Raw genomic sequence first — 13860 nt, forward strand, 5'->3', positions numbered from 1 at the left:
ATGATGCTCTTCGTCCGCCCCGCAAGACTCTCCGATCTCGACGAGCTCGAACGCATGGCGCGCGCCGCGCTGCCCGTGCTGCACTCGTTGCCGCGCGACCGGCGCGCGCTCGAAACGCGCGTCGCGCTCTCGGAAGACTCGTTTCGCGCCGAAGTGGAATTTCCCGGCGAGGAGTTCTATCTCTTCGTGCTCGAAGACTCGCAGACAGGCAAGTTGCTCGGCACGTCGAGCATCGTCGCGTCGGCGGGGTATTCCGAGCCGTTCTACGCGTTTCGCAACGATGCGCTGATTCACGCCTCGCGCGAACTCAAGGTAAACCGAAAAATCCACGCGCTCACGATGTCGCACGAACTGACGGGCAAGAGCCGTCTGACGGGCTTTTATATCGATCCGTCGTTGCGCGACGAAGCGAACGAAGCGGCCGCGCATCTCTTGTCGCGCGCACGCATGATCTACATCGCGGCGAATCGCAAGCGCTTCTCCAGCGAAGTCTTCTCGCTGATGCTGGGCGTCACCGACGAATCAGGCGCGTCGCCGTTCTGGGACGCGGTCGGACGCAAGTTCTTCGGCCGCGACTTCGAACAGGTCGAATCGGAATCGGGCGGACGCAGCCGCACGTTCATCGCGGAAGTGATGCCGAGCTATCCGCTCTATGTGCCGCTGCTGCCCGGCGATGCGCAGCGCGTGCTCGGCGAGCCGAACGAAAGCACGCTGCTCGCCTACGAGATTCATCTCGAGGAAGGCTTCGAGCCGGATCGTTACGTCGATATTTTCGATGCCGGTCCGGTGCTGACGATCGCCGTCGACAAAAGCGCGTCGGCGAGTTCGGGCGAATTGCGCGCCGTGCGCGATGCCGCCGTCGAAAGCGGCGCGCCGTATCTCGTCGCGGCGGGCGGCGCGCATGCGTTCCGTTGCATCGTCGCGGGACTCGCGGGCACGCGCGCGGACGGCGCCGAATTGACCGCACAGGCGCGCGATGCGCTCGGCGTCGAAGACAAGGACACGGTGCGTTGCGTGCCGTTGCATCAGGCATCGGGAGAATTGCAATGATCGTCGTGCGATGCACGCAGCCGGGCGATGTCGACGCGCTCGTCGCGCTCGCCCAGGAAACGGGCCCGGGCCTCACCACGTTCAAGCCGGATCGCGGCGCGCTCGCGGCACGCGTCGAACGCGCGCGCCGCACGCTGACCGGTGAAGCGCAAGCCTTCGAAGCAGGCTATTTCTTCGTGATGGAAGACACCGCGACCGGCGATGTCGCGGGCGTGTGCGGCATCGAAACGGAAGTCGGGCTGGAGCAGCCGTTCTACAACTATCGCGTATCGACGGTCGTGCACGCGAGCCAGGACATGCGCGTGTGGACACGCATGTCGCTGCTCAATATCTCGCACGATCTGACGGGTTATGCGGAAGTCTGTTCGCTCTTTCTCAGCCCGCGCTATCGCACGGCGGGCGTGGGCGGCCTGTTGTCGCGCTCGCGCTTCATGTTCATCGCGCAGTTCGCGGATCGCTTTCCGCAGCGTTTGTGCGCGGAATTGCGCGGCCACTTCGACGAAAACGGCGAGTCGCCGTTCTGGAACGCGGTCGGCTCGCATTTCTATCAGATCGATTTCAACGAAGCGGATTACCTGAGCTCGCACGGCAAGAAGTCGTTCGTCGCCGAACTGATGCCGCGCTATCCGGTGTATCTGGACTTGCTGCCGGAGACCGCGCAACAGGCGGTCGGCGTCACGCACAGGGACACCGCGCCCGCACGCAAGATGCTCGAGGCGGAAGGGCTGCGTTACGAGAATCACGTCGATATCTTCGATGCCGGTCCGGTGCTCGAATGCCACATCGCGGACTTGCGCACGGTGCGCGAGAGCGTGATCGCGAGCGTGCGTATCGGCGATCGAAGCGACACGGGCAGCGATGCCAGAAGCCTCGTATCGAACACCTTGCTCGAAGATTTCCGCTGCGGCGCGACGACGGGCGCGGTCGAGGACGGCGCGTTCCTGCTGACGGCGGAAGAAGCCGCGGCGTTGCGCGTGAAGGAAGGCGATCAGGTGCGCGTGCTGACTTCTCATCCGCGCGCCAAGTAAATGAGACACGACATGGATATTTCGAACCAGTTGTATATCGGCGGTGAGTGGCAGGACGGCAAGGGCGCGGCGTTTGCATCGCGCAATCCCGGCACCGATGAAACCGTGTGGCAGGGCAAGAGCGCATCCGCGCAAGACGTGGATCGCGCGGTGTCGTCGGCGCGGCGCGCGTTCGCGTCGTGGTCGGCGCTGTCGTTCGACGAGCGCGTCGCGGTCGCCAAACGCTTCGCCGCCTTGCTCAACGAGAACAAGGAAGCGCTCGCAAACGCGATCGGCCGCGAAACCGGCAAGCCGCTGTGGGAAGCGCGCACGGAAGTGGCGTCGATGGCCGCGAAGGTCGATATCTCCGTGCAGGCGTATCACGAGCGCACCGGCGAAAAGCGCGCGCCGATGGCCGATGGCGTCGCGGTGCTGCGGCATCGTCCGCATGGCGTCGTCGCCGTGTTCGGGCCGTACAACTTTCCGGGGCATCTGCCGAACGGACATATCGTGCCGGCGCTCATCGCGGGCAATACGGTCGTGTTCAAGCCGTCCGAACTCGCGCCCGGCGTCGCGGCCGCAACCGTCGCGCTGTGGATTCAGGCTGGCTTGCCCGAAGGCGTGCTCAATCTCGTGCAAGGCGAAAAGGACACGGGCGTCGCGCTTGCGAATCATCGGCAGATCGACGGGCTTTTCTTCACCGGCAGCTCGGATACCGGCACGCTCTTGCACAAGCAGTTCGGCGGACGTCCCGAAATCGTGCTCGCACTGGAGATGGGCGGCAACAATCCGCTCGTCGTCGCGAACGTCGAGGATGTCGATGCCGCCGTGCATCACGCGATTCAATCGGCGTTTCTGTCGGCGGGCCAGCGCTGCACCTGCGCACGCCGTCTCTTCGTCCCCGACGATGCCGTCGGCGAGCGCTTCATGCAGCGCTTCATCGAAGTGAGCGCGAACATTCGCGTCGGGAAATACGACGATGAGCCGCAGCCGTACATGGGCGCCGTGATCTCGGCGCGCGCGGCGGCGCGTCTCGTCGATGCGCAGACGCGTCTGATCGAAGCCGGCGCGAAGCCCGCGCTTGAAATGAAGCAGCGCGCGGCGCATCTCGGCTTTGTCTCGCCCGCGATCCTGGACGTGACGAACGCGCGCGACGTCCCCGACGAAGAGCACTTCGGCCCGATGGTGCAGGTCACGCGCTACAAGACGTTCGACGAAGCCATCGAGCGCGCGAACGACACCGCTTACGGCTTGTCCGCGGGCCTGCTCGCCGACGACGAATCCGCGTGGAAGCATTTCCAGCGCACGATCCGCGCGGGCATCGTCAACTGGAACCGGCCGACCAACGGCGCATCGTCGGCGGCGCCGTTCGGCGGCATCGGACGTTCGGGCAATCAGCGGCCGAGCGCGTACTACGCGGCGGACTATTGCTCGTATCCGATGGCCTCGGTGGAAAGCGCGCAATTGCAGATGCCGGCGAGCGTATCGCCGGGACTTACGTTCTAAGCGGCGGAAATGAACATGCTTGCAACCGAAGCGAACTTCGACGGGCTCGTCGGCCCGACGCACAACTACGCGGGACTCTCGTTCGGCAACGTCGCGTCGCGCAACAACGAGAAGTCGGTGGCCAATCCGAAGGCCGCCGCGAAGCAGGGCTTGCGCAAGATGAAGCGGCTCGCCGATCTCGGCTTTCGGCAGGGCGTGTTGCCGCCGCTCGAACGCCCGTCGATCAGGCTGTTGCGCGCCGTCGGCTTTTCCGGCGACGACGCCAGCGTGATCGCCCGCGCCGCGCGTGAAGCGCCGGAACTGCTGGCGGCGGCGAGCTCCGCATCGGCGATGTGGACCGCGAATGCGGCGACCGTGAGTCCGTCCGCGGATACGAAAGACGGGCGCGTCCACTTCACGCCGGCGAATCTCGCGGCCAAGCTGCATCGCGCGATCGAGCATGGCGAAACGCGCCGCTCGCTTGGCGCGATCTTCGCCGACGAAGCGCGCTTTCGCATTCATCACGCGCTGCCCGGCACGCCCGCGCTCGGCGACGAAGGCGCGGCGAACCATACGCGTTTTGCGCGCGAGTACGGCGAGAAGGGCGTCGAGTTCTTCGTGTACGGGCGCAGCGAGTACGGCCAGGGTTCGCAGCCGCAGCGCTATCCCGCGCGTCAGACGCTCGAAGCGAGCCGCGCGGTCGCGCGCCTGCACGGTTTATCCGCCGATGCGACCGTGTTCGCGCAGCAATCGCCCGATGTGATCGATGCGGGCGTGTTCCACAACGACGTCATCGCGGTCGGCAATCGCACGACGCTCTTTTGCCATGAGCGCGCGTTCGTCGATCAGCACAAGGTCTACGACGAGCTACGCGAGAAGCTCGGCGCGCAAGGCACGCCGTTTCACGCGCTCGAAGTGCCGGACAGCGAAGTGAGCGTCGAGGATGCGGTTTCGTCGTATCTCTTCAATAGCCAGTTGTTGTCGCGCGAGGACGGCAGGCAAGTGCTCGTCGTGCCGCAGGAATGCCGCGAGAACGCGCGCGTGGCGGCGTATCTCGATTCCCTCGGCGGCCGCAAGACGCCGATCGACGAAGTGCTCGTCTTCGATCTGCGCGAAAGCATGAAGAACGGCGGCGGGCCGGCTTGTTTGCGTCTGCGCGTCGTGCTGAATGACGCCGAGCGCGCCGCGGTGAACCCGCGCGTGTGGATGAACGACGCGCTTTTCACGCAACTCGACGCGTGGATCGACAGGCATTACCGCGATCGCCTCGCGCCCGCCGATCTCGCCGATCCGAAACTGCTCGCCGAATCGCGCGGCGCGCTCGACGAACTGACGACCATCCTCGGACTCGGTGCCGTCTATGACTTTCAGCGCTGATTCGTCCTTGCTCGAAGACTTCCTCGCCTTCACGCTCAACGGCGGGCGCCCTTCCGTCGCACAGGGCGTCGCGCCTTCGGGCGTGCGCTGGACCTGGCAGGGCGAGGGCGTGTTGCTGCTGGAACCCGCGACAGAACCGACGCATAGCGTGCTCGCGTCGGCGGGCATTCACGGCGACGAAACCGCGCCGATCGAAATGCTGTGCTCGCTTGTCGCGGATATCGCGAACGGCCGCGCGCCGCTCGTCGCGCGCATGCTCGTGATCCTCGGCAACATCGACGCGATGCGTGCCGCCGACCGCTATCTCGACGACGACCTGAATCGCCTGTTCAGCGGCCGTCATGCGGATTTGCGCGACAGCCGCGAAGCACCGCGCGCCGCTGAACTGGAAGACGCCGCGTTGAAGTTCTTCGATGGCGTCACGCATCGGAAATGGCACATCGACATGCATACGGCGATTCGCGCGTCGGTGTTCGAGCAGTTCGCGTTACTGCCGCACACCGGCGCGCCGCTCGCCCGCGCGATGTTCGACTGGCTGCGCGATGCGCGTCTGCAGGCGGTGCTCCTGCATCGCGAGAAGGGCAACACGTTCACGCACTTCACTGCGCAGCACGCGGGGGCGCTCGCCTGCACGCTCGAACTCGGCAAGGTGCGCCCGTTCGGTCAGAACGATCTCGCGCGTTTTGCCGCATCGGATGCGGCGTTGCGTCGCCTGATTGCGGGCGAGGCGGCGAAGGAAAGCGCGCCGCTGCGCGTGTTCACGGTCGTCGCGCAAATCGACAAGCAGAGCGAGCAATTCGTGCTGAACGTGGCGAGCGACGTGCCCAACTTCACCGCGTTCGCCGCCGGCTCCGAGCTCGCGCGCGACGGCGATTATCGTTATCGCGTGTCGCACGACGAAGAGCGCATCGTGTTTCCGAATCCGAAGGTCAAGCCGGGCCTGCGCGCCGGCTTGATGGTCGTCGATACGACCGATTCGACGCTCGCCTCTCTCGATTGACCGGCAACGGTTCATCGATTCACTTCCCGATGTTTATCCGACGCACAGCGGGTGCGCGCTACAATCGCGCCCCGGTGTCGGATCATCACACCTGTATCGAACCGCAATGGAAGGAGATGGAAGTTGAAGAAATCGCATCTGATCGGTCGCAAGCTCGCCGCGCTGGCGGTGCTGGGCGCCGCCGTCGTCACGTCGAACGCGCAAGCGGCCGATGACATGAAGCAACTGCGCTTCGGCGTCGAAGCGTCTTACGCCCCGTTCGAATCGAAGTCGCCGAGCGGCGAGCTGCAGGGCTTCGATATCGACATCGGCAACGCGGTGTGCGCGAAGCTGAAGATGAAGTGCGTGTGGGTCGAGAATTCGTTCGACGGTCTCATTCCCGCGTTGCAGGCGCGCAAGTTCGACGGCATCAACTCGGACATGACGATCACCGACAAGCGCAAGCTCGCCATCGACTTCACCGATCCGATCTACACGATCCCGAATCAGCTGATCGCGAAGAAGGGCAGCGCGATTCAGCCCACGGTCGAGGGTTTGAAGGGCAAACGCGTCGGCGTGCTGCAGGGCTCGATCCAGGAAACCTACGCGAAGGCGAAGTGGGCGACGGCGGGCATCGATGTCGAGTCGTATCAGGCGCAGGACCAGATTTATGCCGATCTGGCGTCGGGCCGTCTCGATGCGGCGTTCCAGGATGCCGAAGCGGCGTCGAAGGGCTTTCTGAAGCAGCCGCAGGGCGCGGGCTTCGCGTTCGCTGGCCCGGCCGTGGCGGATGACAAGCTGCTGGGTTCGGGCGTCGGCTTCGGTGTGCGCAAGAACGACAAGGCGCTCAAAGATGCGCTCAATCGCGCGCTGAAGGAGCTGAAGGACGACGGGACGATCGATCGCTTCGCGCAGAAGTATTTCGATGTGAAGGTGGTGTTGAAGTAAGGCTTCGGTTTGCCGGATGTGAGAAGCCCGCTTCGGGAGTGGTGCCGGGAGCGGGCTTTTTTTACGTCACATCGACGGCGTGACGATCACCGTCGCCGTCGTCCCCGCACTCAGCAGCACCCCATCCGGCACTTCATCGATATGCACGCGCACCGGCACGCGCTGCGCGAGCCGCACCCAGTTGAACGTCGGGTTCACGTCGGCGAGCAGCTCGCGGCTTTGCGGATTGTCGCGATCATAGATGCCGCGCGAAATGCTCTCGACGTGCCCCTTCAGCTCGCCGCCGCTCATCAGGCGAATCGATGCCTTGTCGCCGATACGCACATGCGGCAGCTTCGTTTCCTCGAAGTATCCATAGACCCAGAATGAATGACTGTCGACGATCGCGAGCTTGGCCGCGCCCGCCGTCGCGTAGTCGCCGCGAAACACGTTCAGGTTGGTGACGTAGCCGTCGACCGGCGAGAACACTTTGGTGCGTTCGAAGTTGAGCTTCGCGGCATCGAGCGCGGCCTGCGCCTGCTGCAACTGCGCTTCGGCGGTCGATGCGGTCTGCATCGCGTTTTCGCGCGCTTCCTTCGATACGACGAGGCTGTCCATGTCGGCGCGGCGCGCGGCGTCCGCACGGCGCATGCGCAATTCGGCCGCGCGCGCGGTGACGTTCGCCTGCGCCTGCTCGACCGCGATCCGGTAATGCGACGGATCGATCTCCATCAGCAGATCGCCCTTCTTCACGAACTGATTGTCACGAACCGGCAACTGCACGACCGCGCCCGACACGTCCGGCGCCACGTTGACGACATCCGCGCGCACGCGGCCATCGCGCGTCCACGGCTCGTCCATGTAATGCACCCACAGCACGCGCCCGATGACGAGCGCGACCGCGAAAATGGCGATCGTCAAAACCAGCCCGATGATTTTCCTGAGAATCATGATGCGAACTCTTTTTCAGCTTGTATGAAGGTGATGTCGATTCAGCGATACGCGATGAGCCCGAGCGTCCCGCAAATGCAGACGAGCAGACTCGCGCGAAACAGCGCCGGATGCCAGACCACGCGATAAAGGCCCGTCAGCGCGAGCGCGCGGTCGACGACCCATGTGATCATCGCGCCGGCGATGAAGAGCAGCAGGATCGTCGGCACATAGGCTTCGAGGATCGCGACGTTACGCGGGAACATGGTCCGCTCCTTCTGGCGTGTGTTTCCGAACCGGCGCACCGTGCACGAAGGGCGCGAACGGCGATTCGTGATCGAGCAGCGCGGTCCGGACAAAATGAAGATGACTGGCGATGCGCTGCAGCCGATGCTTTTCCTCGCGCGGCAGATCGAACCGCGCGAGCACATTCCGCGTATCGTCGATCGCGCGTTCGGTCGCGGCGAGCGTGGCGTCGAAGCGCTGCGCATTCGGGCGATCGAAAAGGCGCGCGATGGCGTCGAGCGTCGCGTCGATCGAGCGGCGCCACGGCATCGACGCCGCGTACTGCGGCGCGTTCGACAGCCCTGCGATCTCGCGTCGCAGATCGATCACCGCGTTGCCGAATTCGAGCACGGCGAAGAGCCATTGCAACGCATCGCGCTGCAAGTCGGGACGTCCGGTCGCGAGCGCGTTGATTTGCGCGAGCAGATCGCGCGTGCGGCTTTCGAAGTGCGTCGTGAGACGCGTGAGACGTCCATGGCGCGCGCTCACGACTTCGCGCCGCAGATCGCCGAGCAGGAGACGCCGCAGCCACGGCGCATCGGTCGGCAGCAGGACGGCGAAGGCGACCGCCGCGACGATCATCGACAGCACGAGCGCGAGGGCATCGTTCATATAGCCGGTCGGATCGTAGTGCACGAGATTGTCCGGCCCCGCGAGAAAGCAGAAGAAGATGCAATAGCCGATGCCCACGCCGGCGAGCGCGCGCCGCGTGCTCAGATAGGCACCGAGCAAAAGCGCGGGCGCGAGCGCGCCGCACATCATCGCGAAGCCCTCGATATGCGGAAACACGCCGAACACGACGATCATCCCGGCGACGGCCGCGAGCATCGTGCCGAGCGCCATTTGCGCGGACATGAGCGTCGGACGCGGCGACGACGACGCGAGCGCGCACACGGCCGCCGCGTTGAGCACCATCGTGCCGCCGCTCGGCCACGCCGTCGCGATCCAGAACGCGGACAGGACGAACATCACGATCGCGCCGCGCAGGCCCGAAATCGCCGCGGCGAGCAGGTTCGTCTTCGGCACGTAGCGCGCGATCCAGCGCTCGCGTTCGTGCGACGGCGAGCTCAGCGACGCATACGTTTCGGCATAGGCGAGCATGTCGTCGACGAAGCGATACAGCAGTTCCGTCGCGGTATCGAACTCCAGTTGCGCGAAGTCCGGATCCGCTTCGAGCGCGGCACGCGTCGCGCGCACGCGCCGGGGCAATGCGGCCTTGTAGTCGCGCAGTTGCGCGGCGGCGTGCGCGGCATCGGCGGCATTTTTCACCGGTTCGCCCGATACCGAGAAGAGCGGCGGCACTTCGCGAAAGAACGGCTCCAGCGCGGCGATCGTCGTCGCCGATGCGTTCTCGCGCAGCCGGTTCATCAACTGATGCAGCGCGTGAAAGCGCGTCGACGCGCTCATGAACTCGCTGTTGAGACGTGCGAGCCGCCCGCCGCGCATCCGCGATTCGGGATTCTCGAACACGGCGACGCTGCGCGCGGCCTCGAAGCCGACGATATCCGACACGAACGCGAGATTGGTTCGCTCGATCTGCGCGCGTTCCATGTTGCCCGACAGCGCGCGGCACACGTAATCGACGAACTGCGCGAAGCGGCGGCGCACCGTCGTGCGAACCTGCTCGCCCGCGTGCTGCGGAAAGACGAGCGCGCTCACCGCGCCGGAACACACGATGCCGAGCGTCACTTCGCCGACGCGCGTGAGCGCCGACAGATACGCAGCCTCCGGATGCTGCGCCGCCGGAATGCCGATCAGCGCGGCCGTGTAACCGGCGAGCACGAAGCCGTACGAGCGGAAGTTGCGATTGCGCGCCGCGCCCGCCGTGCAGACGCCGACCCACAGCGCCGTCGCCGAGAGGAACAGCACCGGCTGCTGAGAGAACAGGCTGATGAAGATCATCATCACGACGAGACCGACCATCGTTCCGCAGAAACGATAGAAGCTCTTTGCGAGCACCATGCCGCTTTGCGGCTGCATCACGACGAACACGGTGGTCATCGCGGTGCGCGGCTGCGCCATGTCGAGGCGCATCGCGATCCACAGCGACAGCAGCGCCGCGAGCACCGCCTTGAAGATGTAGATCCACGCGAGGCCGTCGGTGCGCGCCCAGTCGAGCACGACCTCCTTGAGCCGCTGTCGTCCGATGAGAGAAGCGGGCGTCGACATGCTCAATCCCGTGCCTTGCTGAACGGCCCGATATGCTTCGACGGCGCGAGCGCGGTCTGCTGCGGCCCGTTCGACGGATCGTCGATGCCGCCGCCGAGCGCCGACGTCAACGTCGCGTAGGACGCGAGGCGTTGCGCGCGCACGCGCGCCTCGCCGTCCTGCGCCTTGAGCAATTGCGTCTGCGCGATCAGCACGTTCAGATAATCGGTGAGGCCGCGCTTGTAGCCTTCGTTCGCGAGATCGTAGTTCTTGCGCGCGGCGGCGACGGAGCGGCCCGACGCTTCGAGCTGCGTATCGAGCGAATGCACGCGCACGACCTGATCGGCGATGTCCTTGAGCGCGGCGACGAGCGTCGCGTTGTAATGATCGACGGCCTGATCGTATTGCGCCGATGCCGCGCCGAGCTGCGCGCGCAGGCGTCCGCCTTCGAAGATCGGCAGCGAGATCGCGGGGCCGAAGCTGTAGCCCGATGCGTCGCGCGTCAGGAACGAGAGCAGCGCGCCGCCCGCGAACGCCTGCGTCAGCGACGCAGCGAGATTGATGTTCGGATAGAACCCGGCCTTCGCGACATCGATGCCACGCGCTTGCGCGGCCACCATCCAGCGCGCCGCGACGATATCCGGCCGATGTCCGACGAGTTCCGCCGGCAGCGCGGAGGGCAGGGGGAGCGGCATGGCGAGCGACAGGTCGGGACGCGTGAGCGCTTCGCCGGCGCCGGGGCCGTCGCCGGCGAGCGCGGCCAACTGGTTGCGCGCCAGTTGGATCTCTTCCTTGTAGACATCGACCTGACGTTCGTATTCGGGCAAGGGCGCTTCGGCCTGGCTGACTTCGAGCTGCGTGCCGAGCCCGCCTTTCAAACGTCGCCGCGCGAGATCCGCGATGCGGTCCTGCTGCGCGAGCGTCTGCTCCGCGATATCGAGCAGCGCGAACGACTGCGAAAAGCCGATATACGCGCGCACGACGTTCGTTTCGAGTTCGAGTTGCGCGGCGCGGGCATCGGCAGCCCGAACGTGTGCGACGTCGAGTGCGCGCTCGGCGTTGCTGTCGTCGCGATGCCAGAGATCGAGGTTGTACGACAGCGACAGGCCCGCGGTGTTGTCCCAGGTGGTCGTGTCGGCGTACGTGCCGGGGCCGTAGAAATCGTTGTTGGGCCAGTTCTTGCGGGCGATGCTCATCGAGCCGTCGACGTGCGGCAGCAACTCGGAGCGCGCGACGCCCGCCTGTTGCTGCGCTTCGCGCACGCGCGCCGCGGCCATCGCGAGCGTGGGGCTGCCGGCGGTCGCGCGTGCGATCCACGCGTCGAGTTGCGGGTCGCGATAGGCGCGCCACCATTGCTCGGCGGGCCATTGGGCGTCTGCGTTGGCGGCGCGAATGGCGCTGCCGGCATCGAGCGTCGCCGCGTCCGTGAGGGAATCCTGCGGCGCGATTTTGCCCGTGCTTGCGCATCCACCGATTGTTAATAGTGCTGCAAGAACGGCCGCGCCTGCAGCGCTTCTGGACAGTCGTCCCCGCACGATTCACTCCTGAAATGAATTAGATGCCAAGAAGTGATTATATTTTTGCGCAGATTGTCGAATAACCCGCAAGGATGCAAAGCATTTTTACGAGGGATGTGATAATCGTTGTTGTTACGCGTGTAACAATCCGAGTCACGAACGATTTTTAAGACGGAATTAGCGGCATGGACACGCTCCAGAACATGCGCGTATTTGTGCGGGTCGTGGAAGCGGGCAGCTTCACCGCGGCCGCGCAGCATCTGAACACGACGACGGCTTACGCATCGCGCGCCGTATCCGACCTCGAGGCGCACTTGCGCGCGCGCTTGCTGAACCGGACAACGCGGCGCATCGCGCTCACCGAAGCGGGCGAGCGCTATCTGCAACGCTGCGAGCAAATCCTCGCCTATGTCGATCAGGCGGAAGCCGAGGCCGGCGATGCGCACGCGCGTCCGTCCGGCAAGCTCAAGGTCCATTCGATGACGAGCTTCGGCCAGCACTACGTCGTGCCGATGATTTCGCGCTATCAGCAGCGGCATCCTTCGGTGCAGGTCGATCTGACGCTCGCGCAGCGCGTGCCCGATCTGCTCGACGAGGGCTACGACGTGTCGATCGTGCTCGCTTCCGATCTGCCGGATTCGGGTCTCGTGTCGGCGCGTCTCGGCTCGGTGTACAGCATCGCGTGCGCGTCGCCGGCGTACATCGAGAAGAACGGCGCGCCGCATGTGCTCTCCGATCTCGTGCGCCATACCTGCCTGCATCTGATGACGCCGGTGTTTCCGGCCGACCGCTGGGTTTTCGACGGCCCGAACGGTCAGGAGACGGTGAGTCTCGGGCCGTCCACGTTCACGGTCAACGTCGCCGAGGCGATGGTCGCCGCGATCCGCGAAAGCATGGGCATTGGCGTGCTGCCGACGTCGTCCGCGCTGCCGGGCTTGCGCGCGGGCACGCTCGTGCGCGTGCTGCCGCAATACACGATGCAGGAGTTGAACGTGTACGCGCTCTATCCGTCGCGGCAGTATCTCGATGCCAAGATCCGCACGTGGGTCGAGTTCCTGCGCGAGGCGCTGCCCGACACGCTCGCGGCCGACGCGGAATCGCTCAAGGAATTCGTCGTCGCCTGAACACGGATGAAGCTGCGTTCAGTTACGAAAAAAGCCGCGGCGCAACACTTGCTTACTCACGATTTGTCCGCAGCTTGATACTTTCTGCACTGGTTCTCACGCATCTTTGACCGGGATAAGTCACATGAGTACGCCTCTTTTGCTCGCACTCGCCGCGCTTCTCGTCCTGATCGCCGTTCCGGCGTCGCGCGATCTGTTCAACGCCATGCGCGCGCAGTCGGAGCGCGAGGCGAAGCGGCGCCTGGTGCCGATCCGTATCGACGACGATCGGCCGCGGCGCTAAACGAACTTCACACAGCCTTCACAGCGAGGCTTCGAGCGGCTCGATGAGTCGCGGCTCATCATTGGTCGCGCGATTCACATCGGCCGATACGCGGTGCCAGACGAAGTGCGACGCCGGCACGCCGTCCGACTCGACGAGCGCCGCGAGATCGTCGGGCGACGCGTCCGGATCGAGCCAGCGGCGCGCGTTTGCCGGCGCGAACACGAGCGGACGCCGGTCATGCACGTCGACGAGTCCTTCGTCCGCCGCCGCCGTCACGATGACGAAGCCCGCGCCGGGCGCGGCAGCGTCGTCGTCGCGCATGATGCTCGTCAGCGCGGCGAGGTACATCGGCTCGCCGTCCGCGCGCTGGATGAAGTAGGGCTGCTTGAAAGGCTTCGCGGCGGGGTCTCCCGGGCGTGGCTCGATACGCCATTCGAACCAGCCATCGGCCGGCACGAGAATGCGCGCCTTCTTCCATAAATGCTTGAAATACGCGCTCGTCGCCGCCGTCTCGACGCGCGCGTTGATGGTCTGCGGCAGCTTCTTCTGAATCGCCCACGGCGGGCAATAGCCCCAATGCACCGCGCGGATGGTTTCGTCGGGATAGACGGCGAGCGGATGCGTGCCGGGCGACAGGTTATAGCCGGGACGCCTGTCGGCGGCATCGACCAGCACGAACGGATTTCTCAGATGCAGACGCTGCGCGTAATGCATCGGCAGTCGGTACTGGCTGATTCGGCCGCACATGGCGTTCCTCCGCAAAGTC

General features: G+C 65.2%; 13 protein-coding genes. 8 read left to right on the forward strand and 5 right to left on the reverse strand.

Going from position 1 to position 13860, the window contains the following annotated elements:
- Window positions 1-3 precede the first annotated feature (3 nt).
- The 6 genes from aruF to NCS02_RS05920 all read left to right on the forward strand — a co-directional run bounded on the left by aruF (window position 4) and on the right by NCS02_RS05920 (window position 6846).
- On the forward strand, window positions 4-1050 hold the full coding sequence (gene aruF / locus NCS02_RS05895; RefSeq protein ID WP_244808107.1) for an arginine/ornithine succinyltransferase subunit alpha: 1047 nt from the start codon (window positions 4-6) through the stop codon (window positions 1048-1050).
- Entirely contained in the window at window positions 1047-2078 is a 1032-nt protein-coding gene (astA, locus tag NCS02_RS05900; protein WP_244807920.1) for an arginine N-succinyltransferase, read from the forward strand. Before aruF ends, astA begins: the two co-directional genes overlap by 4 nt.
- A gap of 12 nt (window positions 2079-2090) precedes the next feature.
- Window positions 2091-3563: a succinylglutamate-semialdehyde dehydrogenase gene (gene astD / locus NCS02_RS05905; protein WP_008350362.1), complete on the forward strand. Its 1473-nt coding sequence runs from the start codon at window positions 2091-2093 to the stop codon at window positions 3561-3563.
- A 15-nt stretch (window positions 3564-3578) separates the two neighbouring features.
- Entirely contained in the window at window positions 3579-4919 is a 1341-nt protein-coding gene (gene astB / locus NCS02_RS05910) for an N-succinylarginine dihydrolase (RefSeq protein ID WP_244807921.1), read from the forward strand.
- On the forward strand, window positions 4903-5919 hold the full coding sequence (astE, locus tag NCS02_RS05915) for a succinylglutamate desuccinylase (RefSeq protein WP_250519391.1): 1017 nt from the start codon (window positions 4903-4905) through the stop codon (window positions 5917-5919). The genes astB and astE overlap by 17 nt, the downstream gene beginning before the upstream one ends.
- A 123-nt stretch (window positions 5920-6042) precedes the next feature.
- Entirely contained in the window at window positions 6043-6846 is an 804-nt protein-coding gene (locus NCS02_RS05920; protein ID WP_250519392.1) for an ABC transporter substrate-binding protein, read from the forward strand.
- Between the two features lie 66 nt (window positions 6847-6912).
- Here the strand turns inward: NCS02_RS05920 and NCS02_RS05925 are convergent, their stop codons facing one another.
- From NCS02_RS05925 to NCS02_RS05940, 4 genes are read right to left on the reverse strand one after another with little or no spacing between them, the layout of a single operon-like run.
- Complete coding sequence (locus NCS02_RS05925) at window positions 6913-7776, reverse strand: efflux RND transporter periplasmic adaptor subunit (RefSeq protein WP_250519393.1); 864 nt, start codon at window positions 7774-7776, stop codon at window positions 6913-6915.
- 41 nt (window positions 7777-7817) lie between these two features.
- Entirely contained in the window at window positions 7818-8021 is a 204-nt protein-coding gene (locus NCS02_RS05930; RefSeq protein ID WP_008350357.1) for a DUF1656 domain-containing protein, read from the reverse strand.
- Complete coding sequence (locus NCS02_RS05935; RefSeq protein WP_250519394.1) at window positions 8008-10209, reverse strand: FUSC family protein; 2202 nt, start codon at window positions 10207-10209, stop codon at window positions 8008-8010. The genes NCS02_RS05930 and NCS02_RS05935 overlap by 14 nt, the downstream gene beginning before the upstream one ends.
- A gap of 2 nt (window positions 10210-10211) precedes the next feature.
- Entirely contained in the window at window positions 10212-11723 is a 1512-nt protein-coding gene (locus NCS02_RS05940; RefSeq protein ID WP_250519395.1) for an efflux transporter outer membrane subunit, read from the reverse strand.
- Between the two features lie 167 nt (window positions 11724-11890).
- Here NCS02_RS05940 and NCS02_RS05945 point away from each other — a divergent pair, with 167 nt between their 5' ends.
- Entirely contained in the window at window positions 11891-12829 is a 939-nt protein-coding gene (locus tag NCS02_RS05945) for a LysR family transcriptional regulator (RefSeq protein WP_008350353.1), read from the forward strand.
- 124 nt (window positions 12830-12953) lie between these two features.
- Complete coding sequence (locus NCS02_RS05950; RefSeq protein WP_244807928.1) at window positions 12954-13112, forward strand: hypothetical protein; 159 nt, start codon at window positions 12954-12956, stop codon at window positions 13110-13112.
- Between the two features lie 18 nt (window positions 13113-13130).
- On the opposite strand, the gene NCS02_RS05955 is transcribed toward NCS02_RS05950, so the two are convergent.
- Complete coding sequence (locus NCS02_RS05955; RefSeq protein ID WP_034472073.1) at window positions 13131-13841, reverse strand: SOS response-associated peptidase; 711 nt, start codon at window positions 13839-13841, stop codon at window positions 13131-13133.
- Between the last annotated feature and the right edge of the window lie 19 nt (window positions 13842-13860).

Origin of the sequence: Caballeronia sp. NCF2, from assembly GCF_023631205.1 — a bacterium.
GTDB lineage: Bacteria > Pseudomonadota > Gammaproteobacteria > Burkholderiales > Burkholderiaceae > Caballeronia > Caballeronia zhejiangensis.

Bases quoted from the DNA above. Each gene is read 5' to 3' on its own strand.
- astE (WP_250519391.1), top strand. From the start codon at position 4,903: ATGACTTTCAGCGCTGATTCGTCCTTGCTCGAAGACTTCCTCGCCTTC.
- NCS02_RS05925 (WP_250519393.1), bottom strand. From the start codon at position 7,776: ATGATTCTCAGGAAAATCATCGGGCTGGTTTTGACGATCGCCATTTTC.
- astA (WP_244807920.1), top strand. From the start codon at position 1,047: ATGATCGTCGTGCGATGCACGCAGCCGGGCGATGTCGACGCGCTCGTC.
- NCS02_RS05945 (WP_008350353.1), top strand. From the start codon at position 11,891: ATGGACACGCTCCAGAACATGCGCGTATTTGTGCGGGTCGTGGAAGCG.
- NCS02_RS05935 (WP_250519394.1), bottom strand. From the start codon at position 10,209: ATGTCGACGCCCGCTTCTCTCATCGGACGACAGCGGCTCAAGGAGGTC.
- NCS02_RS05955 (WP_034472073.1), bottom strand. From the start codon at position 13,841: ATGTGCGGCCGAATCAGCCAGTACCGACTGCCGATGCATTACGCGCAG.
- astB (WP_244807921.1), top strand. From the start codon at position 3,579: ATGCTTGCAACCGAAGCGAACTTCGACGGGCTCGTCGGCCCGACGCAC.
- astD (WP_008350362.1), top strand. From the start codon at position 2,091: ATGGATATTTCGAACCAGTTGTATATCGGCGGTGAGTGGCAGGACGGC.
- NCS02_RS05930 (WP_008350357.1), bottom strand. From the start codon at position 8,021: ATGTTCCCGCGTAACGTCGCGATCCTCGAAGCCTATGTGCCGACGATC.
- NCS02_RS05950 (WP_244807928.1), top strand. From the start codon at position 12,954: ATGAGTACGCCTCTTTTGCTCGCACTCGCCGCGCTTCTCGTCCTGATC.
- aruF (WP_244808107.1), top strand. From the start codon at position 4: ATGCTCTTCGTCCGCCCCGCAAGACTCTCCGATCTCGACGAGCTCGAA.